We start from the raw sequence: 23,580 nt of genomic DNA, 5'->3' as shown, positions 1-23,580 counted from the left end.
CCGGATGAGGCCCGGATGCGTTCACACGGGCCTCCATGTCACCCTCAGCCTATCCACCCCCCACGGACGGCGAAGAGCCCCGTCCAGCGTGTGGACGGGGCTCTTGCCGTGGCGACTACATGTCGTGGTCAGCCGGCGGTGCCGGGTGACCGTCGGGGATCAGTGGTGGCCGTGGCCGCTCTGGATCTCCTTGAACTCCTCCACCGTGGGCTTCGGAATCTGGTTGCCCTCGGCGTAGTAGCCCTTGCTCAGCTTGGCGCGGAGCTTCTCGCCGGCCTTCACCTTGCGCTCGACGCCGTTCTCGTCGACCGTCGGGCCGATCTCCGCGGGCGCGTACTGCTCGTGCGCGGTCAGCTTGTGCAGCTGGCCCTGCGGCAGCGGCTCGTGGACCTCGATGAACTCACCGTGCGGCAGGCGCTTGATGATGCCGGTCTCGCGGCCGTGCAGCACCTTGTCCCTGTCGCGGCGCTGGAGGCCGAGGCAGATGCGCTTGGTGATGATGAACGCGATGACCGGGCCCACGAAGAAGCCGATGCGGGTGAACCAGGTGATCGAGTTGATCGACAGGTGGAAGTACTGCGCGAACATGTCGTTTCCACCGGCGATCAGCAGGATGACGTACCACGTCAGCCAGGCCACACCGAACCCGGTACGGGTCGGGACGTTGCGCGGGCGGTCCAGGATGTGGTGCTCGCGCTTGTCGCCGGTGACCCAGGACTCGATGAACGGGTAGACCGCGATCGCGACCAGCACCAGCGGGAAGATGACCAGCGGGATGAACACGCCCAGGACGAGGGTGTGGCCCCACAGGTTGATCTCCCAGCCGGGCATGGCACGGATCAGACCCTCGGAGAAGCCCATGTACCAGTCGGGCTGGGCGCCGGTGGACACGTGGTCCGGAATGTACGGGCCGAGCGCCCAGATCGGGTTGATCGAGGCGATCGCCGCGATGGCCGCGATGACACCGAAGACCAGGAAGAAGAAGCCTCCGGCCTTGGCCATGTAGACCGGCAGCAGCGGCATGCCGACGACGTTCTCGTTGGTCTTGCCGGGGCCCGCGAACTGCGTGTGCTTGTGGTAGAAGACCAGGATCAGGTGGGCCACCAGCAGGCCGAGCATGATGCCCGGCAGCAGCAGGATGTGGATCGAGTAGAACCGCGCCACGAAGTCGTGGCCCGGGAACTCGCCGCCGAAGAGGAAGAACGACAGGTACGTGCCGACGATCGGCACGGACAGGATCGCGCCCTCCATGAAGCGGACACCGGTGCCCGAGAGCAGGTCGTCCGGCAGGGAGTAACCGGTGAAGCCGGTGAACATGCCGAGGACCAGCAGCAGGAAGCCGAAGAGCCAGTTGACCTCGCGCGGCTTGCGGAAGGCGCCCGTGAAGAAGACGCGCATCATGTGCACGAGCATCGCCGCGATGAAGATCAGCGCCGCCCAGTGGTGGATCTGCCGGATGAGCAGACCGCCGCGGACGTCGAAGCTGATGTCCAGGGTCGAGGAGAAGGCCTCGGACATCTTCACACCCTGCATGGGCACGTACGAGCCGTGGTACACGACCTCGTTCATGCTCGGGTGGAAGAACAGCGTCAGGTACACACCCGTGAGGATGATGATGATGAAGCTGTAGAGCGCGATCTCACCCAGCATGAAGGACCAGTGGTCCGGGAAGATCTTGCGCATGTTGGACTTGGCCAGGCTGTAGATGCCCAGTCGTCCGTCGGCCCAGTCGGCGAGGCGCTCGCCGGCCGGAGCCTTTTTGGTTTCAGTGGCAGTGCTCATCCGCGCTCCCAGAAAGCAGGACCGACGGGCTCTTCGAAGTCGCCGAGCGCCTCGAGGAAGCCTTCGTCATTCACGCCGATGCGCAGCTGCGGGAGGGCGTGACCGGCCGGGCCGAAGATGACGCGGGCGCCGTCGGAGAGGTCGAAGGTGGACTGGTGGCACGGGCAGAGCACGTGGTGCGTCTGCTGCTCGTACAGGCTGATCGGGCAGCCGACGTGGGTGCAGATCTTCGAGAAGGCCACGATGCCGTCGTGCGACCACGCCAGCTCGCGCTTGTCCTTGATGTCCTCCGGCAGGATGCGGACGATCATCAGGGCGGCCTTGGCGATCTGCTGCTGGTAGTCCTCCTGCTCCTCCTCCAGCCCCTCCGGGGCGGCGAAGGTCAGGGAACCGACAGCGACGTCCTCGGGACGCAGGGGCTCCTGGGTGTTCTGGTTGATGAGCAGCTTGCCCTTCGACCAGGCGGTGTTGCGGAGCTTCTCCTCCGGCAGCGGACCCAGGTCGCGCAGCAGCATGACGCCGGAGAGCGGCACCAGCGCCATCGCGCCGAGGAGCGTGTTGCGGATCAGCGGACGACGGGCGATGACCGATTCCTCGGCACCGTCCTTGAAGTCCTGCATGACCTTGGCACGGACCTCGGGGGAGGCCTCGATCGGGTGCCGGTCGTCGGCGACCTCGACGTCGGACATCAGGGTGCGGGCCCAGTGGACCGCGCCCGCGCCGATGCAGAAGAGCGCGACGCCCAGGGTCAGGCCGAGGGCGAAGTTCAGCCCGCTGACGTGACCGACCGGGAAGATGTAGACGATCTTGTCGACCGGGATGGTCACGTACGACGCGATGAAGCCGATGGTGGCCAGCATCGAGACCGTGAACAGCAGGGCGACCGTGCGCTCGGACCGCTTGGCGGCCCGCTCGTCGATGTCCTGGATACGGGGCTTGTGGGCCGGCAGGCCCGGGTCGGCGAACGGATCGTCCGCGACGGTCACCGCACCGTGGTGGGCGTCCTGCGCGCTCGGCAGGTTCTCTTCGGGAATGTCTTGGCTACTCATGACTTCTTGGCCTTAGCGGTGTGGGCCGCGACCCAGACGGCGACAGCGATGAGCGCACCCAGACCGAAGACCCAGCCGAAGAGACCCTCGGACACGGGGCCGAGGCCACCGAGCTTGAGGCCACCGGGGCTCTCCGACTTATCGCCGTTGACGGTCTCGAGGTACGCGATGATGTCCTTCTTCTGCTTCTCCGGCATGGTGCTGTCCGGGAAGGAGGGCATGTTCTGCGGGCCGGTGAGCATGGCCTCGTAGATGTGCTTCGGCTCCACGCCTTCGAGGTTCGGCGCGTACTTGCCGTACGTCAGGGCGCCGCCCTCTCCGGTGAAGTTGTGGCACTGGGCGCAGTTGTTGCGGAAGAGCTCGCCACCCTTGGCGACGTCTGCACCGGCCGGGTCGTACTGCTTCTCGGTCGGCACGCTCGGGCCGGCGCCGAGGGAGGCGATGTACGCGGCGAGCTGGTCGATCTGCGCCTGGGAGTAGATGTTCTTCTTCCGGGGGATCTGCGCCCCGGGCTGCTGGGCGGGCATGCGGCCGGTCGAGACCTGGAAGTCGACCGCGGCGGCGCCGACGCCGACGAGGCTCGGGCCGTCAGAGGAACCCTGACCGCCAGTACCGTGGCAGGTCGCACAGCCCACGGCGTAGAGCTTCTTGCCTTCCTCGATGGCGAGGGACTGGGCGGTGTCGTCGGCCTGCGCCTTGCCCGCGGGCGCGAAGGCGGCGTACAGCCCCCCAGTGGCCGCCAGCGCGAGGAGTAGAACGACGAGCGCCGCCAGCGGATGGCGTCGTCGTGCGGAGAGCTTTTTCACGGATTACCCCGGTGTCAGGATCTTCTGCGTCGGTGCTTGCTGGATGAGTCGGGCCGGGCCCGGTTACTTGATCAGGTAGATCGTGGCGAAGAGGCCGATCCAGACAACATCGACGAAGTGCCAGTAGTAGGACACGACGATGGCCGACGTGGCCTGTTCGTGGGTGAACCTCTTGGCCGCGTACGTCCGGCCCAGGACCAGCAGGAAGGCGATCAGACCGCCCGTCACGTGCAGACCGTGGAAACCGGTGGTCAGGTAGAAGACCGAGCCGTAGGGGCCGGACGAGAGCGAGATGCCCTCGTGCTTGACCAGCTCGGTGTACTCGAACACCTGGCCGCCAATGAAGATGGCACCCATCACGAAGGTGATCACGAACCAGGTGCGGAGCTTCTTCACGTCACCGCGCTCGGCGGCGAAGACGCCGAGCTGGCAGGTGAGGGAGGAGAGCACCAGGATCGTGGTGTTGGTCGCCGAGAAGGGCAGGTTCAGGTTGGAGGCCTGTTCCGTCCAGTACTCGGTGCCGGTCACCGATCGCAGGGTGAAGTACATCGCGAAGAGGGCCGCGAAGAACATCAGCTCGGAACTCAACCAGATGATCGTTCCGACGCTGACGAGGTTCGGTCGATTGACCGTCGGGTGCGCGTGCCCGGTATCTACTGTCGTTGCTGTCGCCACGACCGACATTATGTCGGTCGCTTATCCGGCCCTCACGCCGGGGGGTGCCGTTCGGAGTGTCCGGGAGGTGTGCACTGCCCGAACGGCCCATCCGATGCCTGTCCGAACCGATGTTGAGGGGCCGTCGGACGGAGTAGAGTCCGCGCAACATCAACGTGATTCTTGTGACACGTGGAGGAACGATGCGGGCGACTGCGAGGGTCCTGGTCTACAGCGACGACGCCACTGCGCGTGAGCAGGTGCGGCTGGCCGCGGGACGGCGGCCGGCACCGGACCTGCCGCCGGTGGAGTTCCTCGAGTGCGCGACGCTGCCGGCCGTGCTGAAGGCCCTGGACGAGGGCGGCGTCGACGTGTGCGTACTGGACGGCGAGGCCGTGCCCGCGGGCGGCATGGGCGTGTGCCGGCAGATCAAGGACGAGGTGTTCAACTGCCCGCCGGTGGTGCTGCTGATCGGCCGGCCGCAGGACGCCTGGCTGGCCACGTGGAGCCGCGCGGACGCGGCGGTGACGCTGCCGGTGGACCCGGTGGAGCTGGCGGACGCCCTGGCGGGGCTGCTGCGGCGCAGGCTGTCGGGCAACAACCACGCCGCCTGAGCAGCCCCTCCCTTCCTTCTCACGGCGTACCGGGCCCCGGGGGGCCCGGTCTCACACCTGGGGCCGCAGTCGTGCCGTGTCGGCGGGGCTGCGGCCGTCCTGGGTGCCGGCCAGCAGGGCGCTGCCCTCGCGCCACTTCTTCCACGGCAGGTTCCAGTCGCCGAAGCCGTTGCCGAACGGGTCCATGTCGTCGCCCATGCTGTTGACGACCTGGACCACGTCGCCCTCCTTGATGTTCTCGTAGAACCAGGCGGCGTTGTCCGTGCTCATGCCCGTGCAGCCGTGGCTGACGTTGTCGTACCCCTGCGACCCCACGGACCAGGGCGCGGCGTGCACGTATTCACCGCTCCAGGTGACCCGGGTCGCGTAGTAGACGGGCAAGTCGTACGAGTCCGAGGAGCCCTCCGCGATGCCGACGGTGGTGCTGCGCATCCGGACGAAGTACTGCTTGCCGAGCACCACCTTGTAACCGTTGCGGGTGGAGAAGCCGGGCTTGCCGGTGGTCACCGGGATGGTGTTGACGACCTCTCCGTTGCGCTTGAAGGTCAGCTGGTGCGAGGCGGCGTCGGTGACGACCTCGACCCGGTCGCCGATGGTGAGCTTGAGGGGTTTGGCGCCGGCGCCGTAGAGGTGGTCGGTGATGCGGACGCCCTCCAGGTTGCTCCGTACGGAGACGGTGGCGTGGGCCGGCCAGTACTCCTTGGGGCGGAAGTGCAGCTTCTTGTCGTCGACCCAGTACCAGGAGCCCTCGGTGTGGGGGCTGGACTCGACGACCAGCGCCCGCTCGACGACCGCGCGGGCGGCCTTGTCCTTGACGGGCTCGCTGAGTTCGGCCGTGACGGGCTGCCCGACGCCGTACGTGCCCGCCTCGGGGCCGAACTCCGCGGTCAGCAGCTTCTTCGCCGGGGTGGTCTCGAACGTCATCGTGCGCTCCCCCGGGGCGCCGTGGGCGTCCTCGGTGTCGACGGTGACGGTGTAGCGGACCCCGGCGGCGAGTGCGGTGGTACTGCGCCAGCGGTCGCCGGTGGCGGAGAGTTCGCCGGCCAGCCGCCGGCCGTGGGTGTCGACGGCCGTGACGTCCGTGATACGGCCGTCACCGCCCTTGAGTGTGACTTCCAGGGGCCGGTCGGGGTCGACGGCGCGACTGCCCGCCTTCGTGTTGAAGGCGACCTGGTCGCCCGCGTCGAAGGGGCGGGCGGAGAGCGGGTTGTCGTCGGTCCCGCAGGCGGTGGCCCCGGCCCCGAGGGACGCGACCAGCAGGGAGCAGCTGAGAACCGTCCAAAGACGCGGTGAGTGGCTCATACCCCAACGCTATGAAGATATGACAATTACGGCATGCGGGGTGACTGCAAACGAGGGTGCTCGGCAAAACGAACCGTCTCTGGTAATGGAGCGGCCGGGTACGACAAGGGGCCCGGACCCCTCGGTGTCGAGGTGTCCGGGCCCCAAGTGCCGCGTCGGGCGCGAGTGCTACTGGTTCGCGTTCTCACCGCGGTAGTACTCGTACACCCAGCCCCACAGACCGACCATGATCACGGGAGCGGAGAAGTACAGCAGCCACCAGCCGAAGACGACGCCCATGAAGGCCAGGGCGCCACCGACGGCCAGGGAGAGCGGCTGCCAGCTGTGCGGGGAGAAGAAGCCGAGCTCGCCGGCCTCGTCCGCGACGTCGGCTTCCTTGTTGTCCTGCGCCATGGCGTCCACGCGCTTGGCGGTGAAGGCCAGGTAGTAGCCGATCATGACGCTGAGGCCGAAGGCCAGGAACAGCGCCGTGGTGCCCGCCGGCTCCTTCGACCACACGCCGTACACGACGGCCATGATCAGGATGAACGCGGAGAGCCAGAGGAACATCTTGCCCTGGATCTTCACTTGCCGGCCTCCTTGCCGCCCGCGACGGCGGTGACGGGACCGTGGTCCTCGAGGTGGTCGAGGGCCGCGATCTCAGGGTGGTGCAGGTCGAACGCCGGGGATTCGGAGCGGATCCGCGGCAGGGTGAGGAAGTTGTGCCGCGGCGGCGGGCAGGAGGTCGCCCACTCAAGCGAACGGCCGTAACCCCACGGGTCGTCGACCTCGACCTTCTTGCCGTACTTGGCCGTCTTCCAGATGTTGTAGAAGAACGGCAGGATCGACATGCCGAGCAGGAACGAGCTGATCGTGGAGATCGTGTTCAGCGCGGTGAAGCCGTCGGCCGCGAGGTAGTCGGCGTAGCGGCGCGGCATGCCCTCGGCACCCAGCCAGTGCTGGACGAGGAACGTGCCGTGGAAGCCGATGAACAGCGTCCAGAAGGTCATCTTGCCGAGGCGCTCGTCCAGCATCTTGCCCGTGAACTTCGGCCACCAGAAGTGGAAGCCGGCGAACATCGCGAAGACCACGGTGCCGAAGACGACGTAGTGGAAGTGCGCGACGACGAAGTACGAGTCGGAGACGTGGAAGTCCATCGGCGGCGAGGCCAGGATGACGCCGGTCAGACCACCGAAGGTGAAGGTGATCAGGAAGCCGATCGTCCAGAGCATCGGGGTCTCGAAGGACAGCGAGCCCTTCCACATGGTGCCGATCCAGTTGAAGAACTTCACACCGGTCGGGACCGCGATCAGGAAGGTCATGAAGGAGAAGAACGGCAGCAGCACACCACCGGTGACGTACATGTGGTGGGCCCACACGGTCACGGAGAGGCCGGCGATCGCGATCGTGGCGGCGATCAGGCCGATGTAACCGAACATCGGCTTGCGCGAGAAGACCGGGATCACTTCGGAAATGATTCCGAAGAACGGTAGGGCGATGATGTACACCTCTGGGTGTCCGAAGAACCAGAAGAGGTGCTGCCACAGGAGCGCACCGCCGTTGGCGGCGTCGAACACGTGGGCGCCGAACTTGCGGTCGGCCTCCAGCGCGAAGAGCGCGGCCGCCAGGACCGGGAAGGCGAGCAGGACCAGGACACCGGTCAGCAGCACGTTCCAGGTGAAGATCGGCATGCGGAACATCGTCATGCCGGGCGCGCGCATGCAGATGATCGTGGTGATGAAGTTGACCGAGCCGAGGATCGTGCCGAAGCCGGAGAAGGCCAGACCCATGATCCACATGTCGGCGCCGACGCCCGGCGAACGGACCGCGTCCGACAGCGGGGAGTAGGCGAACCAGCCGAAGTCGGCCGCACCCTGCGGGGTGAGGAAGCCGGCCACCGCGATGACCGAGCCGAAGACGTACAGCCAGTAGGCGAACATGTTCAGCCGCGGGAACGCCACGTCGGGCGCGCCGATCTGCAGCGGCATGATCCAGTTCGCGAAGCCCGCGAACAGCGGCGTCGCGAACATCAGCAGCATGATCGTGCCGTGCATCGTGAACGCCTGGTTGAACTGCTCGTTCGACATGATCTGCGTGCCCGGGCGGGCCAGCTCGGCGCGCATGACCAAGGCCATGACACCACCGATGCAGAAGAAGATGAACGAGGTGATGAGGTAGAGCGAGCCGATCGTCTTGTGGTCCGTGGTGGTGATCCACTTGACGATGACGTTGCCGGGCTCCTTGCGCCGCACCGGCAGCTCGTTCTCATACGAGTCGGCCGCGGCGGCACCCTGGGGTTCGTTGAGGATGCTCACAGTTTGTTCGTCTCCGAGTTCCGGGCCGGATCGGTCTGCTTGATGCCCGCCGGGAGGTAACCCGTCTGACCCTTCTCGGCCAGCTCCTTGAGGTGCGCCTGGTAGCGCTCCGGGGAGACGACCTTGACGTTGAAGAGCATCCGGGAGTGGTCGACGCCGCAGAGTTCGGCGCACTTGCCCATGAAGGTGCCCTCCTGCGAAGGAGTCACCTCGAAGACATTGGTGTGGCCCGGGATGACGTCCTGCTTGAAGAGGAACGGCACCACCCAGAAGGAGTGGATGACGTCGTTGGACGACAGGATGAAGCGGACCTTCTCGCCCTTGGGGAGCCAGAGGGTCGGGCCCGGGTTGCCCGTCTGCGGGTTCCGGTCGCCCGGAACGCCCTTGGTGTAGACGCCCTCGGCGCCGGCCGGGAAGTCCTTGGTGAACTTGTCCGGGATCGAGGCGAGCTCCTTCGGGACCTCGCGGAGCCTCGGGGTCGACACGTCCCCGTCGACGTTCTCGATGTAGTTGAAGCCCCAGCTCCACTGGAAGCCGACCACGTTGATCGTGTGCTTCGGCTTGTCCAGGGAGAGGAGCTCGGACTCGTCACGCGCGGTGAAGTAGAACAGCACCGAGACGATGATGAGCGGGACCACGGTGTACAGCGCCTCGATCGGCATGTTGTACCGGGTCTGCGCCGGGACCTCCACCTTGGTGCGGCTGCGCCGGTGGAAGATGACGCTCCACAGGATCAGGCCCCAGACCAGCACGCCGGTGGCCAGGGCCGCCGCCCACGATCCCTGCCACAGGGAGAGGATGCGCGGCGCCTGCTCGGTGACCGGGGTGGGCATTCCGAGGCGGGGGAAGTCTTTCCAGGTATACGAGCAACCAGTGGCGGTCGCCAGGACCACACCCGCAGTCAGCGCCTGCAGCAGCTTCCGCCGCATCGGGCGCCGCGGCGAGCGGTCGGAGCCGTAGGGACTCACGTAGCGCCTTCCCGAGGATTCGGCCCGCGCGACCGGCTGCGGCCGTCTCGCGGGTCGGTCGCCGGCCCTGGCGCGGGCAGGGGTTTGGATGTTTATGCGGACCAAACCCTACTGGACGCTATTTGGGGTCGCGCGGGGAGGGTGCCCAACGCGCCGCTACAGCGCCCGAAGGGGTGGCTCCGCCGTCCGGGGGACGTCTCGACGCGCCCCGATCGACTGGGTTCGGGGGGTATTTGACGGGCACTGGAAGGGATCGGGCGGGCGGACCGGCGACCACCGCCGCCACCCCGGGCCGCGCCCGGCGGAGGGCGCCGCAGGGTGTCGTACGGTTCCCGTGTGCCGTACTTCGACGCCGCTTCCGCCGCCCCGCTGCACCCGGTCGCCCGACAGGCCCTGCTGGCCGCCCTCGACGAGGGCTGGGCCGATCCGGCCCGACTGTACCGCGAGGGCCGCCGGGCCCGGCTGCTGCTGGACGCCGCGCGCGAGACCGCGGCCGAGGCGGTGGGCTGCCGGCCGGACGAGCTCGTGTTCACTCCTTCGGGGACGCGCGCGGTCCACGTCGGCGTCGAAGGGGCGCTCGCCGGCCGCCGGCGTGTCGGCGGGCATCTGGTCGTATCAGCCGTCGAACACAGTTCTGTCCTGCACGCCGCGGAGGCCCACGAGGCCCGCGGCGGCACCCGCACCGAGGTCCCGGTGGACCGCTCGGGAGCCGTCACCCCCGCCGGGTACGCCGAGGCGCTGCGCCCCGACACCGCCCTGGCCTGCCTGCAGTCGGCCAACCACGAGGTCGGCACCCTGCAGCCGGTCGCCGAGGTGGCCGAGCTCTGCCGGGCGGCCGGCGTACCGCTCCTCGTGGACGCGGCGCAGTCACTGGCGTGGGGTCAGGTGCCGGGCGAGTGGTCCCTGCTGACCGGGAGCGCCCACAAATGGGGCGGCCCGCCCGGCGTCGGACTGCTCGCCGTCCGCAAGGGTGTCCGGTTCGCCCCGCAAGGTCCGGCCGACGAGCGGGAGTCGGGCCGCTCCGCCGGCTTCGAGAACATCCCGGCGGTGGTCGCCGCCGCCGCCTCCCTGCGGGCCGTACGGGCGGAGGCCGAGGCGGAGGCCGCACGGCTGCGCGTCCTGGTGGACCGGATCCGCCGGCGGGTGGCCCGCCTCGTCCCGGACGTGGAGGTGGTCGGCGCGGCCGACCTCCGCCTGCCGCACCTCGTCACCTTCTCCTGCCTCTACGTCGACGGGGAGACCCTCCTGCACGAGCTGGACCGGGCGGGCTTCTCGGTCTCCTCCGGCTCCTCCTGCACGAGCTCGACGCTGACGCCCAGCCACGTGCTCAAGGCGATGGGAGTCCTGTCGGAGGGGAACGTGCGGGTCTCCCTGCCCCCGGGCACCACCGCGGAGGACGTCAACCGCTTCCTGGAGGTGCTGCCCACCGCGGTGGCGGGAGTCCGCGAGCAACTCGGCGCCGTCCCCCCGGCCACACCCGTCGCCCCCGACGCGGAGTCGCTCCAGATCGACGCCCTCGGAGAGCGCTGCCCGCAGCCGGTCATCTCCCTCGCACGGGCCGTCCTCCGGGTCCCGGTGGGCGGCACCGTCACCGTCGTCTCCGACGACGAGGTCGCGCGGCTGGACATCCCCGCCTGGTGCGCGATGCGCGGGCACGAGTACCTCGGCGAGGCCCCGGCGCCCGTCGGTACGTCGTACCGCGTCCGCCGCCTCCACTGACCGCCGCGCCGCTCAGCGGCGGGGGGTGACGAACTCCAGGGCCTCGCGGGCCAGTCCGTCCCAGGCCAGCGCCGAGCCGGGGTCCAGGCTGAACCACTCGCGCATCACGCGCCCGTGCCCGGGGTCGAACCGCTCCCCCTCGCCGGCCTCCACCAGCGCGTCGACGCGGGCCCGCGGGAGCTTCACCACCAACCGGCCCCCGGCGAGCATCGCGAAGATCTTGCCGCCGGTCTTCATGGCGTCGGCCCCGAACTTGCCCGCCCGCTGCGGCTCGTCGCCGGGCACGGTCACACCGGGCTCGGCCTCGAAGAGCGCGACCAGCCGCCCGTACCGCTCCTCGGGGGCGCCCCGCTTCCGCTCCATCGGCACCCCTCCTCCGGCCGACCGCACACGCCGGCCTCCGTCAGCGAAGCCCCTTGCCCCTGGGTGGGCCTGCCGCTGGGCCTGCAGGCCGCCCCTGTCAAGCGCCGAGGGGACCCACACACCACGGGACCCACCCCCGAAGCAAGCCGACCGAAGCCCCCGCCCCACCCCCGAAGCGAGCCGGGCACCGGTACCGACCGGACCCACGACCGACCCACCAGGCCAGACCGGACAAAAAACCAAGCCCCGCCCAAACCAGGACGGGGCTCAGCAGACGACCAGACCCGAAGGCCAGACCACCAGACGGCCAGAACGACCAGACGCCCAAAGCCAAACGGCCAGACGTCCAAACGGTCAGACGGTCAGGTGCGCCCGCACCTCGGCAGCGGCATCCTCGCCGTAAGCAGCGGTGAACCGCTCCATGAAGTGGGCGCGGGCCAGGGTGTACTCCTGCGTGCCCAGCGTCTCGATGACCAGCGTGGCCAGCATGCAGCCGACCTGCGCCGCCCGCTCCAGGCCGACGCCCCAGGCCAGACCGGTCAGGAAGCCGGCGCGGAAGGCGTCGCCCACACCGGTGGGGTCGACCTTCTTCTCCTCCGGCGGGCACGGGACGGTGATCGTCTCCTCGCCCTCCCGCTCGATCATGACGCCGCGCGAGCCCAGCGTGGTGACACGGGTGCCGACCTTGGACAGGATCTCCTTGTCGCTCCAGCCGGACTTCGTCTCGATCAGGCCCTTCTCGTACTCGTTCGAGAAGAGGAAGGTCGCGCCCTCCATCAGGGTGCGGATGTTGTCGCCGTCCATGCGGGCGATCTGCTGCGAGAAGTCGGCCGCGAACGGGATGTTCCGGGTCCGGCACTCCTCCGTGTGGCGCAGCATCGCCTCCGGGTCGTCCGCGCCGATGAGGACCAGGTCGAGGCCGCCGACCCGGTCGGCCACCGACTTGAGCTCGATGAGGCGGGCCTCGCTCATGGCGCCGGTGTAGAAGGAGCCGATCTGGTTGTGGTCGACGTCCGTGGTGCACACGAAGCGGGCGGTGTGCAGGACCTCGGAGATGCGCACGGAGTCGGTGTCGACACCGTGCCGGTCGAGCCAGGCGCGGTACTCGTCGAAGTCGTAGCCGGCGGCGCCGACCAGGACCGGGCGGGAGCCGAGCTGGCCCATGCCGAAGCAGATGTTCGGGCCCACGCCGCCGCGGCGCACGTCGAGGTTGTCGACGAGGAAGGAGAGGGAGACCGTGTGCAGCTGGTCCGCGACCAGCTGGTCGGCGAAGCGGCCGGGGAAGGTCATGAGGTGGTCGGTGGCGATGGAGCCGGTGACTGCGATACGCACGGCGTGGATGCTCCTGCGGGCGGCGAAAGGCTGACATCCCACGCTACCCGCTTCCGGAGCCGGACCGGACGCTTCCGGCCGGAGGTTCGAGCAGACGAAACTACCCGATAGTAGGTCTTTCTTCGTGGAGATCGCCGTGCCTACGGTGCCCAGGTACCCGGTTACCCGTGGTACCCCTCACAGAATCGGGAGCACCTCCATGACGCAGTACTCCCCGCACTCCCCCTACGCCGCCCATCCCGCGCACCCCGTCCACTCCGTCCATCCCTCGCGTCCTGCCCGCTCAGCGGCCCGGCGCGGCCGGGACGGCGGGGAGGGCTCGTTCGCCGAGCTGCTGGGCGCCTCGGCGCGGATGGCCCGGCACTGGGCGGTGCCGGCGGAGCCGCGACCGGCGCCGGTGAGCCCGACGGAGATCCACGGGGTACGCGTGCCGACGGCTTCCGCCCGCCTGATCGCGGGGACGGCGCAGTACGGCGACTGAAACAGGTGCCCCCACCGGACAGGACCGGCCCGCACGGGCCGCCGCCCCCGACACCACGCACGCACGCACGCACCGACCCACGCACGCCCCACCCACCCACCGACCCACCCCACCCACCGAAAGGACCAGGGAACCGGTTGACCCCGGCTTCCGTCACAGGGGCACCACGAACGGGACTGCGGGCGAAGGAGCGATGCGGTGACCAGCGAGCGTACGGACGAGCGCAGTGCACAGGAGCGGCGGCGGCCCCGGCTCGCCGTCGTGTCGGTGGCGGCCGCCGTGCTGCTGGCCGGGGGTGGCGGCGCTTACTGGGCGGCGTCGGCCTCGGGCGGCGGCGAGTCGAAGGCGGCCCTCGGCGACACGGCCGCCTCCCGCGAGCAGAAGGCGGACGGCGGCACCCCCCTGCCGGGCATCGCGCCCGGCGAGCCGGATCCGTCCGGCGGCGGGGTGGTCTACGTGGCGGAGGGCACCCTGCCGAAGGGCCCCGGCTCGGCGCCGTCGTACGACGTCAAGGGCGAGGTGGGCAAGGACGAGGTGGCCAGGCTCGCGGCGTCCCTCGGGATCGCGGGCGAGCCGCGGCTGGTCGGCGAGCAGTGGCAGGCCGGGCTCGTGAAGGACCCGGGCGGGATGCGCCTGACGGTGGGCCGGCAGGCCCCGGGGGCGTGGACGTTCTCGGCGTACCACCCGGGCGGGGGCGACAACTGCAAGAAGGGGTCCGACAGCTGCGGCCCGGCCGTCCTCCCCGAGGGCGGCGGCACCGGTACGCCGGTGAGCGAGGCGGCGGCGAAGGCGGCCGCGGCCCCGGTGCTCAAGGCGGCCGGCCAGGACGGCGCGAAGCTGGAGGCCAAGGTCGTCCACGGCGCCACGCGCTACGTGAACGCCGACCCGGTCATCGGCGGCCTGCCCACCGAGGGCTGGCGGACCGCACTGATCATCGGCCCGGACGGACAGGTGACGGGCGGCAGCGGCAACCTGAAGGCCCCGGTGCGCGACGGCCAGCAGTCGGTGATCACGGCCGACCAGGCCCTGAAGCGGCTGAACGCGGTGTCCCGGAGCCCGGAGACCGACTCCTGCGCCACCCCCGTGCCGAACGTCGACATGCCGAAGATGCCGGGGGGCGGCCCGGGCGGGCCCGAGGTCGGCGCGGCCGGCCCGGACACGCCGGTCTCGGACGACGGCTCGGTGACGGACAGCGGCCCCACCACGGACGACGACACGTCGACCGCCGACCACGGCGCGGCGACCGGGATCGGGGGCGGGCAGGACACGGATCCGGCCGCGCCGGACTCCGTCGCACCGTGCACGCAGTCGCCGGCCCCGCCGAAGCAGCCGCGCACGGAGAAGGTCGAGGGCGCGGTGCTGGGGCTGACCCCGCAGGCCGACGACAGGGGCGCGCAGCTGGTGCCGGCGTGGCTGTTCACCGTCGCCGGGCGCGACGGCCGGGCGGACCACACGGTCTCGCAGTCGGCGCTCGCGGCGGACGCACCGACCGTTCCGCCGGCGTCGGCGCCGGGGTTCTCGTACCAGGAGGACGGACGCCGGCTGACGGTGCACTTCTGGGGCGGGGTGTGCAGCACGTACTCCGCGTCGGTGCGGGAGGGCGCGGCGGCCGTGACGGTGAAGATCACCGATACGCCGACGGACCCGCACAAGGCCTGCATCATGATCGCGAAGGAGATGTCCCTCACGGTGACGCTGGAGCAGCCACTGGGCGACCGGAAGGTGATCGACGCCACGACGGGCAAGACGCTGCCGCGCACGAGCTGACCCCGGACCTGCCGGACGGCACCTCCGGCACCTCCGGCACCTGCGCCCCGGCGCAACCCGGCCGGCACCCGGGGGACGGCACCCGCGGGCCAGCACCCGCGGGACGACACCCACCGGCCCGCACCCAGCCACCCACCCACCCACCCCCACGAAACGCCGAGGGCGGTCGTACCGGAGTTCGTCCGGTACGACCGCCCTCGGCGTGTGCTTGAGGCCCTCTTCAGGGCCGCTCCTGGACGGAGACGGCTTAGCTGAAGGAGTCGCCGCAGGCGCAGGAGCCCGTGGCGTTCGGGTTGTCGATCGTGAAGCCCTGCTTCTCGATGGTGTCGACGAAGTCGATCGAGGCGCCGCCCAGGTACGGGGCGCTCATGCGGTCGGTGACGACCTTGACGCCGTCGAAGTCCTTGACGACGTCACCGTCGAGCGAGCGCTCGTCGAAGAAGAGCTGGTAGCGCAGGCCGGAGCAGCCACCGGGCTGGACGGCGACGCGGAGCGCCAGGTCGTCGCGGCCTTCCTGGTCCAGCAGGGCCTTGACCTTGGCCGCGGCGGCGTCGGTCAGGAGGATGCCGTCGCTCACAGTGGTCTTCTCGTCCTGAACGGACATCTGCATTCACTCCCGAAGTGGGGCGGCTCCCCGCCGGGGCAGGGAAACGTCGGACTCTTGCCGTCGGGTTGAACCGACGGGGCCGCGGATTCATTCCGGGCCTGACGCTTGTGTCAGATATTCATGCTCGCACACCCTCGCGCGACGGTGGAGCCGCGCGGCCGAGCCCTGCGAATTCGTCACATCGACACTATCGCCATCGTCAAACTGACGTGAAGCAGTTATGATAGATAGCGTCAAGTAGACGAGAAGTGAGCTCAGCGGAACAGACATTCCGCAGAACAGAAAGGGTGCGTGTCTCGTGACCACCGCCCAGACCCGGCAGGACCTCGACGTCCAGCCCACACCTCTCGCCCTGCTCCTGCTCGGCCGCGAGGCCGACCCCAAGAGCGAGCGCGGCGTGGAGTGCCCCGGCGACCTGCCGTCGCCGTCCGACCCGGACCTGGTGGAGCGCGCCCGCGCGGCCAAGGAGAAGCTCGGGGACAAGGTCTTCATCCTCGGCCACCACTACCAGCGCGACGAGGTCATCGAGTTCGCCGACGTCACCGGTGACTCCTTCAAGCTCGCCCGCGACGCGGCGGCCAAGCCGGAGGCGGAGTACATCGTCTTCTGCGGCGTGCACTTCATGGCCGAGTCGGCGGACATCCTGACGACGGACGACCAGAAGGTGGTCCTGCCGGACCTGGCCGCCGGCTGCTCGATGGCCGACATGGCCACCGCCGAGCAGGTCGCCGAGTGCTGGGACGTGCTCACCGAGGCCGGGATCGCCCAGCAGGTGGTGCCCGTCTCGTACATGAACTCCTCCGCCGACATCAAGGCCTTCACCGGCAAGCACGGCGGCACGATCTGCACCTCGTCCAACGCGAAGAAGGCCCTGGAGTGGGCCTTCGAGCAGGGCGAGAAGGTGCTCTTCCTCCCGGACCAGCACCTGGGCCGCAACACCGCCGTCCGCGACATGGGCATGTCGCTGGACGACTGCGTGGTCTACAACCCGCACAAGCCGAACGGCGGCCTGACCGCCGAGGAGCTGCGCGCCGCGAAGATGATCCTGTGGCGCGGGCACTGCTCGGTGCACGGCCGGTTCAGCCTCGACTCGGTCAACGACGTGCGCGAGCGCATCCCGGGCGTCAACGTGCTGGTGCACCCCGAGTGCAAGCACGAGGTCGTCGCGGCCGCGGACTACGTCGGCTCGACGGAGTACATCATCAAGGCGCTGGAGGCCGCCCCGGCCGGCTCGAAGTGGGCCATCGGCACGGAGCTGAACCTCGTGAAGCGGCTGGCGAACCGATTCGCCCCCGAGGGCAAGGAAGTCGTCTTCCTCGACCGCACGGTCTGCTTCTGCTCCACGATGAACCGCATCGACCTGCCGCACCTGGTGTGGGCGCTGGAGTCCCTGGCCGAGGGCAACCTCGTCAACCAGATCCAGGTCGACAAGGAGACCGAGAGCTTCGCGAAGCTGGCGCTCGAGCGGATGCTGGCGCTGCCGTAGGCCTCGCCCATACGGAAGGGGCACCCGATCGGATCGATCGGGTGCCCCTTTCGCGCGTCCTCCCCCGAACGCCGGGAGTTGACCGTCCGTACCGCTAGCCCTGGGCGGCCGGGAGGAGGAAGCCCCAGGTCTTGACGCCGACGATGCCGTCCGGGCCGCCGGTCTGGTCCGGGTACGCCGACTGGAACCGCAGCACGGCCGCCTCGGTCCTGGGCCCGAAGTCGCCGTCGATGAACGTCGGGGCGTCGCCGGAGCTGACGAACGCCGTGCGGACCAGCGCCCACTGGAGCGCCCGCACGCAGTCGCCCCGCGAGCCCCGGGAGAGGGTCACGGCCGGGACGGGCCAGCCGTTGGGGGCCCAGCGGGTGCCGACCTGGTTGGTGCACGTCTCCAGGTAGCCGGCCTGGGCCGACGCCTGCGGGACGGCGAACCCGACGGCCATGAGCAGCGTCGCGCCCAGGACCCCGGCGCGGGTCGCCGTACGCCTGAGGGGGTTCATGCGGGTGTTCCTCTCGGTGGGCGGGGGCGGGCGGGGCCGCCCCCGGACTACTCGAAGTAGACGGTGGCGATCAGGTGGTGCCAGGTGTTGCGCCCGACGACGCCGTCCGTGCCGGCCTCGCCGAAGGCGCGGCGCTGGAAGTTCACGACCGCGTTGTACGTCTTGGGGCCGAAGGCGCCGTCGATGAAACCGGGCTGGTCCTCGCTGCGGACCGCGCCCGCCTCGAGCAGTTCCTCCTGGAGCTCGCGGACGCACACCCCGGACGAGCCCTTGCGCAGCACCACGGTGGGGATGTCCCAGCCCATGTAGTACTGCGAGCCGTAGGCGTCCTTGCACGCCTGCAGTTCACCGCCCCAACTGGCCTGGGCGGGGGCGGCGGCCAGAGCTCCGAGGAGGGCCGCGGCGGACGCGGCGAGCGCGCCCGCCCGGATCATGCGCCGGCGCGCGGGGGTGTGCGTCGCCGCCCGGGCCGTGTCGTTCGCCGCTGTCTGGTTCGTCATGGCGATCAGTCCGTGGTCCGGGAGATGAGCGCTTCCCAGGTCCTGGGGCCGACGACGCCGTCGGGCTGCAGGTGGGCCTTGCTCTGGAACTCCTTGACGTAGTCGTCGGTCTTCGTGCCGAAGATGCCGTCGACGAAGCCGTCGACGTCTGCGTCGTCGACATCGACGAGCGAGAGGAGGTCGAGCTGGATCTCGCGTACGCACACGCCCCTGGACCCGTACTGGAAGTTGCGGGCGGGGATGACCCAGCCGTTTGCGCTGGTGCGGGTGCCGACGCTGTCGAGGCAGGCGTCGCGGTAGCTGCTGGCAGAGGCGGCGGGGGCCGTCACCAGCAGCGAGCCGACGGCGGACGCGGCGAGCGCGAGGGCCGCCAGGGGGCGGACGCGGCGCGACGTGGACATGGAGGAGCTTCTCCTGACGGTGAGGAAGGGAGAGGGAGGGAGAGGCGGCGCCGGGACGGAGGCGGGCCGGGACGGAGGCGGGGCCGGGACGGAGGCGGGGCCGGGACGGAGGCGGGGCCGGGACGGAGGCGGGGCCGGAGGGGAACCGGAGGCGGGACCGGGCCGCGGAATGGCCTGGCGCGCACCGGGCGGGACTCAGCCCGTCAGGAGCTTCTCCCAGGTACGCGGCCCCACGATGCCGTCGGCCTGGAGGCTGTGGTTGCTCTGGAACCGGCGGATGGCCGAGTCGGTACGGGCACCGAACTTGCCGTCGACGAAGGTGCCGCCGCTCTGCTCCCACGAGGTCAGGCCGTACGCCGCGACGAGCTCCTGGAGTGCGGAGACGCAGACGTCGGCGTCGCCGACGGAGTAGTCGTACTTCGGGATGGTGTAGCCGTGCGGGGAGGTGCGGGTGCCGTACTCGTCCTTGCAGAGCTTGTACGCGGAGTCGTCCGCCTGGGCGGCCGGCGCGGAGGCGAGCAGGGAGCCGGCGGCGACGGCCGCGAGGAGGAGCGAGGTGACGCCCTTGGCGGGGCGGGGGATGCGCATGTCGAGAGCCTTTCGCTGGGGACAGCGAAAAGCTGCCACACGGGGCGCGGCGGCCTCCTGCATCCCATCCGTCCCGGGACGCGCGGGACGGGCGTCCAGCCAGCTCAGGGCCCGGGCCCGGCCGCTCGTCCCTGGGACGTCCCGTCCGGGGCCGCGTACCGACCCGGCCGTCCCGCTCCGGAACGGGGAAGGCCCCGGCCCACCGCGAGGTGGACCGGGGCCTTCGGGTGGCCGGAGCGGGTCAGACCGTGACCGGCTCCGACGCGTCGTCCGCACCGTCCGCGTCGTCGGACGCGGACGACGGGGCCGGGACCGTGCCGGACTTGGCGGCGCGCCTCGCGGCCCGCTTCGCGCGGCGGCGCTCCTTGCGGAGCTCGACCACCGCGTAGAGCGTCGGGACCAGCAGCAGCGTCAGCAGGGTCGAGGTGGCCAGGCCGCCGATGACGACCACGGCCAGCGGCTGCGAGATGAAGCCGCCCTCGCCGGTGACGCCGAGGGCCATCGGCAGCAGGGCGAAGACCGTCGCCAGGGCGGTCATCAGGATCGGGCGGAGCCGGTGGCGGCCGCCCTCGACCACGGCCTCGACCACGCCCAGGCCCTGCGCCCGGTACTGGTTGACGAGGTCGATGAGGACGATGGCGTTGGTGACCACGATGCCGATGAGCATCAGCATGCCGATCATCGCCGGGACGCCCATCGGCGTGCCCGTGACGATCAGCAGGCCGATCGCGCCGGTGGCGGCGAACGGGATGGACACCAGCAGGATCAGCGGCTGCACCAGGGACTTGAAGGTGGCCACCAGCAGCATGAAGACGATCGCGATGGCCGCGAGCATCGCCAGCCCCAGCGAGGCGAACGCGTCGTCCTGGTCCTCGGAGACGCCTCCGATGGAGGCGGTGGCGCCCTCGGGGAGGTCCAGCGTCTTCAGCTCGGTCTGGAGGGCCGAGCTGACCGCGCCGGTGTTGTCGCCGACCGGGCGGGCCGTGATGGTGGCGGCGCGGGCGCCGTCGATGCGGGTCATGGACACCGGGCCGGGCACGAGTTCGACCTTCGCGATGTCGCCGAGCTTCGCCGGGCCCACGGGCAGGGCCCTGAGTTCGGCCATGGTGGCGGCCGGGCGGGCGGAGCGGATGACGATGTCGCGCTCGGTGTCGTCGAGGACGGCCTTGGCGACCGGGCTGCCGTGCACGGCCTGGGCCACGATCTGGCCCAGGGCGGCCTGGTTCAGGCCGAGTTCCGCGGCCTTCGGGGTGGCGGTGACGGAGATCCGGGGGACGGACTGGGACAGGTCGCTCTCGACGTCGGCGACGTTCTTCAGGCCCGCGACCGCGCCGCGCACCTGGTCGGCGGCCTTCTTCAGGACGGCGGCGTCGCCGGCCTTGACGACGACCTTGAGGTTCTGGTTGCCGAAGCCGTCGCCGGCGGCGATGTTCGTGGTGCCGACGCCGTCCAGCTTCGCCAGCTCCGCCTGGAGGCGGTCGCGGGTGTCCTCGAAGGTGGCCGAGTCCTTCAGCGTGATCTGGTACGAGGCCTGGTTGGAGCCCGTACCGCCGCCGAAGGCCGCGAGGAAGCCGGAGGAGCCGACGGTGACCTGGTAGTCCTTGACGCCCTCGACGGAGTCCAGGACCTTCTCGACCTTGCGGGCGGCCGCATCGGAGGCGGCCAGCGAGGTGCCGGCCGGCAGCTCCTGCTTGACGGACATGACCTCCTGCTCGCCCTGGTCGAAGAAGTTGGTCTTCAGCAGCGGGGCCATGCCGAAGGTGCCGACCAGCACCACGAGGGCGAGGACGACGCTGGTGAGGCGGCGGCGGGTGGCGAAGCGGAGCACCGGGACGTAGGCGCGCTGGAGCAGGCTGCGCGCCTCCTTCTCCTCGGCCGCGCGGCGGGCCTCGTCGGGGTCCTGCGCCGTGCCCTTGGGGGCGCGCAGGAACCAGAACGACAGGACCGGGACGACCGTCAGGGAGACCAGCAGCGAGGCCAGCAGGGCCGCGGTGACGGTCAGGGAGAACGACCCGAAGAGCTCGCCGACCATGCCGCCGACGAGGCCGATCGGCAGGAAGACCGCGACCGTGGTGAGGGTGGAGGAGGTGACCGCGCCGGCGACCTCCTTCACGGCGGTGATGATGGCGCTCTCGCGCTCCTCGCCGTAGCCGAGGTGGCGCTTGATGTTCTCCAGCACCACGATCGAGTCGTCGACGACGCGGCCGATGGCGATGGTCAGGGCGCCCAGGGTCAGCATGTTGAGCGAGAGGTCGCGGGTCCACAGCACGATCAGGGCGAGGACCACGGAGAGCGGGATGGAGACCGCGGTGACCAGGGTCGAGCGCAGCGAGGCGAGGAAGACCAGGATCACGACGACCGCGAAGGCCAGGCCCAGCATGCCCTCGGTGGTGAGGCTGGAGATGGACTTCGAGACGGCCGGGCCCTGGTCGCTGACCACGGTCAGCTCGGCGCCGGAGCCGAGGTCGGCGCGCAGCTGCGGCAGCTTGTCCTTGACCGCGTCGGAGATGGCGACGGCGCTGCCGTCCTTGTCCATGGTGACGACGACGGCCAGGCTGGGCTTGCCGTTCGTACGGGTCAGGGAGACCGGGGTGGACTGCTCCTGCTCGACGGCCGCGACGTCGCCGAGGCGGACGGCGGGCCTGCCGGGGCCGGCGGTCAGGCGCAGGTCCTGGATCTGGGCCAGCGAGGTGTAGCCGCCGCCGACGCGGACGGTGCGGTTCTGGCCCTGCTCGTCGAAGGAGCCGGCCGGGATGCTGACCCCGCCGGCCTGGAGGCCCTGGGTGAGGGCCTGGACGTCGAGGCCGGCGGCCGCGAGCCTGGCGGTGTCCGGGGTGACGGTGACCTGGAGGTCCTGGACGCCGGAGACGGTGACCGTGCCGACGCCGTCGACGTCGTCGAGGGCGGGGACGACGGTGCGCTCGAGCTGGTCTGCCAGCGCCTGCTGGTCCTTGTCGGAGGTGACGGCGAGCACGACGGTCGGCATGTCGTCGGTGGAGCCGGCCACGACCTGGGGGTCGACGTCCTGGGGCAGGCGGGCGCGGGCCCGGTTGACGGCCTGCTGGACGTCGGCGACGAGCTGCTTGGTGCCCTCGTCGCCGTAGTCGAACGTCGCCATGATGAGGGCGTTGCCCTCGCTGGCGGTGGAGGTGACGCCGGTGAGGCCGTCGACGCCCTTGATGGTCTCCTCGAGGGGTTCGACGACCTGCTTCTCGACCACGTCGGGGGAGGCGCCCTGGTAGGGCGCGAGGACCGACACCATGGGCAGTTCGATGGACGGCAGCAGTTGCTGCTTGAGCTGCGGGATGGCGATCGCGCCGAAGACGAGCGCGACGATCGAGACGAGCCCGATCAAGGCCCGTTGCGCGAGGCTGAAGCGGGACAGCCAGGACATGGGTGGTGGGTCTCTCTTCCGTGGCGGGTCGGGCAGGACGTCGTACGCGGCCGACGGAGCGCCGGTCACCGTCCACCCTCCGCCATCGGGGCGGCCCGCTTCCTCGCCCGCAGGTCCCTTTCCTTATCTCGCGCATACCGCGTTTGGAGTACGGAGGTGTACTCCTCCCCTGCGTCGGGGTGGGCGGAGGGAATCAGTCCACGCGGGGGCGTACCAGGCCCGACTCGTAGGCGATGACGACCAGTTGGGCCCGGTCGCGGGCGCCGAGCTTGGCCATGGCCCGGTTCACGTGGGTCTTGACGGTGAGGGGGCTGACCTCCAGCCGGTCGGCGATCCCGTCGTTGGAGAGCCCGGCGGCGACGAGCACCAGCACCTCGCGCTCGCGCCCGGTCAGGGCGGCGAGCCGCTCGGCGTGCCGGCCCGCTCCCCCGCCCGGTCCGTCGCCGTCGTCACCGGCGGCCAGCCCGCCGGTGTGGCGCAGGAACGTGGCGATCAGGCCCTTGGTGGCGGCCGGGGACAGCAGCGCCTCCCCCGCGTGGGCGATCCGGACGGCGTTCAGCAGCTCCTCGGGCTCGGCGCCCTTGCCGAGGAACCCGGAGGCGCCGGCCCGCAGCGACTGCACGACGTACTCGTCGACCTCGAAGGTGGTGAGCATGACGACCCGGACCCCGGAGAGCTCCGGGTCGGCGCTGATCATCCGCGTGGCGGCCAGTCCGTCCGTGCCCGGCATGCGGATGTCCATCAGCACGACGTCGGCCTGCCGGGTACGGGCGAGCTCGACGGCCTGCGCCCCGTCGGAGGCCTCGCCGACCACCTCCATGTCGGGCTCGGAGTCGACCAGCACCTTGAAGGCGCTGCGCAACAGGGCCTGGTCGTCGGCGAGTACGACCCTGATCCGGCGCTCGGTCCGGTCGGCGCCCGCGAGCCCGTGGTCCGCTTCCGCAGTCATGGCCCCACCCTAAGCAGCCGCCGCA

The 23,580-nt window shown here is 70.3% G+C and carries 22 protein-coding genes; 5 read left to right on the top strand and 17 right to left on the bottom strand.

Annotated elements, in window-relative coordinates; translation table 11 throughout:
* Window positions 1-159: 159 nt before the first annotated feature.
* The 4 genes from IF43_RS0127820 to IF43_RS0127805 all read right to left on the bottom strand — a co-directional run bounded on the left by IF43_RS0127820 (window position 160) and on the right by IF43_RS0127805 (window position 4,321).
* Window positions 160-1,782, bottom strand: coding sequence for a cytochrome bc complex cytochrome b subunit (locus IF43_RS0127820; RefSeq protein ID WP_030206485.1), 1,623 nt, complete (start codon window positions 1,780-1,782; stop codon window positions 160-162).
* Window positions 1,779-2,831: a ubiquinol-cytochrome c reductase iron-sulfur subunit gene (locus IF43_RS0127815; protein ID WP_030206476.1), complete on the bottom strand. Its 1,053-nt coding sequence runs from the start codon at window positions 2,829-2,831 to the stop codon at window positions 1,779-1,781. Before IF43_RS0127815 ends, IF43_RS0127820 begins: the two co-directional genes overlap by 4 nt.
* Window positions 2,828-3,637 (bottom strand): c-type cytochrome, encoded by an 810-nt coding sequence (locus IF43_RS0127810; RefSeq protein WP_030206473.1) that lies wholly within the window; start codon window positions 3,635-3,637, stop codon window positions 2,828-2,830. Before IF43_RS0127810 ends, IF43_RS0127815 begins: the two co-directional genes overlap by 4 nt.
* Before the next feature lie 63 nt (window positions 3,638-3,700).
* Entirely contained in the window at window positions 3,701-4,321 is a 621-nt protein-coding gene (locus tag IF43_RS0127805; protein WP_030206470.1) for a heme-copper oxidase subunit III, read from the bottom strand.
* Between the two features lie 173 nt (window positions 4,322-4,494).
* Between IF43_RS0127805 and IF43_RS0127800 the strand changes: the two genes are divergently transcribed.
* Window positions 4,495-4,905: a response regulator transcription factor gene (locus IF43_RS0127800; protein WP_030206467.1), complete on the top strand. Its 411-nt coding sequence runs from the start codon at window positions 4,495-4,497 to the stop codon at window positions 4,903-4,905.
* A 51-nt stretch (window positions 4,906-4,956) separates the two neighbouring features.
* Here the strand turns inward: IF43_RS0127800 and IF43_RS0127795 are convergent, their stop codons facing one another.
* From IF43_RS0127795 to coxB, 4 genes are all read right to left on the bottom strand, one after another.
* Window positions 4,957-6,207, bottom strand: coding sequence for an Ig-like domain-containing protein (locus IF43_RS0127795; protein ID WP_030206465.1), 1,251 nt, complete (start codon window positions 6,205-6,207; stop codon window positions 4,957-4,959).
* Window positions 6,208-6,375: 168 nt separating this feature from the next.
* Window positions 6,376-6,774 (bottom strand): cytochrome c oxidase subunit 4, encoded by a 399-nt coding sequence (locus IF43_RS0127790; protein ID WP_030206461.1) that lies wholly within the window; start codon window positions 6,772-6,774, stop codon window positions 6,376-6,378.
* Window positions 6,771-8,501, bottom strand: coding sequence for a cytochrome c oxidase subunit I (ctaD, locus tag IF43_RS0127785; RefSeq protein WP_030206458.1), 1,731 nt, complete (start codon window positions 8,499-8,501; stop codon window positions 6,771-6,773). Before ctaD ends, IF43_RS0127790 begins: the two co-directional genes overlap by 4 nt.
* Window positions 8,498-9,469 (bottom strand): cytochrome c oxidase subunit II, encoded by a 972-nt coding sequence (coxB, locus tag IF43_RS0127780; RefSeq protein WP_030206455.1) that lies wholly within the window; start codon window positions 9,467-9,469, stop codon window positions 8,498-8,500. The genes ctaD and coxB overlap by 4 nt, the downstream gene beginning before the upstream one ends.
* A gap of 336 nt (window positions 9,470-9,805) precedes the next feature.
* Between coxB and IF43_RS0127775 the strand changes: the two genes are divergently transcribed.
* Window positions 9,806-11,188: an aminotransferase class V-fold PLP-dependent enzyme gene (locus tag IF43_RS0127775; RefSeq protein WP_030206452.1), complete on the top strand. Its 1,383-nt coding sequence runs from the start codon at window positions 9,806-9,808 to the stop codon at window positions 11,186-11,188.
* Window positions 11,189-11,200: 12 nt separating this feature from the next.
* On the opposite strand, the gene IF43_RS41120 is transcribed toward IF43_RS0127775, so the two are convergent.
* Both IF43_RS41120 and IF43_RS0127765 read right to left on the bottom strand, forming a co-directional pair.
* Window positions 11,201-11,551, bottom strand: coding sequence for a hypothetical protein (locus tag IF43_RS41120; protein ID WP_037890328.1), 351 nt, complete (start codon window positions 11,549-11,551; stop codon window positions 11,201-11,203).
* Window positions 11,552-11,905: 354 nt separating this feature from the next.
* Window positions 11,906-12,883: a carbohydrate kinase family protein gene (locus IF43_RS0127765; RefSeq protein WP_030206444.1), complete on the bottom strand. Its 978-nt coding sequence runs from the start codon at window positions 12,881-12,883 to the stop codon at window positions 11,906-11,908.
* A gap of 199 nt (window positions 12,884-13,082) precedes the next feature.
* Here IF43_RS0127765 and IF43_RS36980 point away from each other — a divergent pair, with 199 nt between their 5' ends.
* Together IF43_RS36980 and IF43_RS0127755 are read left to right on the top strand one after the other, a co-directional pair.
* The gene (locus IF43_RS36980) at window positions 13,083-13,364 is read left to right on the top strand and encodes a hypothetical protein (protein ID WP_037890325.1); all 282 of its coding nucleotides are present in this window, start codon (window positions 13,083-13,085) and stop codon (window positions 13,362-13,364) included.
* A 198-nt stretch (window positions 13,365-13,562) separates the two neighbouring features.
* Window positions 13,563-15,131: a hypothetical protein gene (locus tag IF43_RS0127755; protein WP_030206439.1), complete on the top strand. Its 1,569-nt coding sequence runs from the start codon at window positions 13,563-13,565 to the stop codon at window positions 15,129-15,131.
* A gap of 247 nt (window positions 15,132-15,378) precedes the next feature.
* Here the strand turns inward: IF43_RS0127755 and erpA are convergent, their stop codons facing one another.
* A complete protein-coding gene (gene erpA, locus IF43_RS0127750) occupies window positions 15,379-15,735 on the bottom strand; it encodes an iron-sulfur cluster insertion protein ErpA (RefSeq protein WP_030206436.1) in 357 nt (118 codons plus the stop codon).
* Window positions 15,736-16,036: 301 nt separating this feature from the next.
* On the opposite strand from erpA, the gene nadA reads away from it, so the two are divergent.
* Entirely contained in the window at window positions 16,037-17,224 is a 1,188-nt protein-coding gene (gene nadA, locus IF43_RS0127745; RefSeq protein WP_030206429.1) for a quinolinate synthase NadA, read from the top strand.
* 94 nt (window positions 17,225-17,318) lie between these two features.
* Here the strand turns inward: nadA and IF43_RS0127740 are convergent, their stop codons facing one another.
* The 6 genes from IF43_RS0127740 to IF43_RS0127715 form a co-directional block, all read right to left on the bottom strand.
* Window positions 17,319-17,723, bottom strand: a complete 405-nt coding sequence (locus IF43_RS0127740; protein WP_030206428.1) for a peptidoglycan-binding protein — start codon at window positions 17,721-17,723, stop codon at window positions 17,319-17,321.
* 47 nt (window positions 17,724-17,770) lie between these two features.
* The gene (locus tag IF43_RS0127735; RefSeq protein WP_030206427.1) at window positions 17,771-18,223 is read right to left on the bottom strand and encodes a peptidoglycan-binding protein; all 453 of its coding nucleotides are present in this window, start codon (window positions 18,221-18,223) and stop codon (window positions 17,771-17,773) included.
* 5 nt (window positions 18,224-18,228) lie between these two features.
* Window positions 18,229-18,624, bottom strand: a complete 396-nt coding sequence (locus tag IF43_RS38325; RefSeq protein WP_051796284.1) for a peptidoglycan-binding protein — start codon at window positions 18,622-18,624, stop codon at window positions 18,229-18,231.
* A gap of 195 nt (window positions 18,625-18,819) precedes the next feature.
* A complete protein-coding gene (locus tag IF43_RS38320; RefSeq protein WP_051796281.1) occupies window positions 18,820-19,212 on the bottom strand; it encodes a peptidoglycan-binding protein in 393 nt (130 codons plus the stop codon).
* A gap of 241 nt (window positions 19,213-19,453) precedes the next feature.
* Window positions 19,454-22,606 carry an efflux RND transporter permease subunit gene (locus IF43_RS0127720; protein WP_030206413.1) on the bottom strand — a complete coding sequence of 1,051 codons (3,153 nt, stop codon included), beginning with the start codon at window positions 22,604-22,606 and terminating at the stop codon, window positions 19,454-19,456.
* Window positions 22,607-22,799: 193 nt separating this feature from the next.
* On the bottom strand, window positions 22,800-23,555 hold the full coding sequence (locus IF43_RS0127715) for a response regulator transcription factor (RefSeq protein WP_051796278.1): 756 nt from the start codon (window positions 23,553-23,555) through the stop codon (window positions 22,800-22,802).
* Between the last annotated feature and the right edge of the window lie 25 nt (window positions 23,556-23,580).

The organism is Streptomyces sp. NRRL S-87 (assembly GCF_000719335.1).
In the GTDB taxonomy this organism is placed as follows: Bacteria; Actinomycetota; Actinomycetes; order Streptomycetales; family Streptomycetaceae; genus Streptomyces.
The sequence above is the reverse complement of the archived record's forward strand: the minus strand, read 5'-3'. Positions and strand labels throughout refer to the sequence as shown.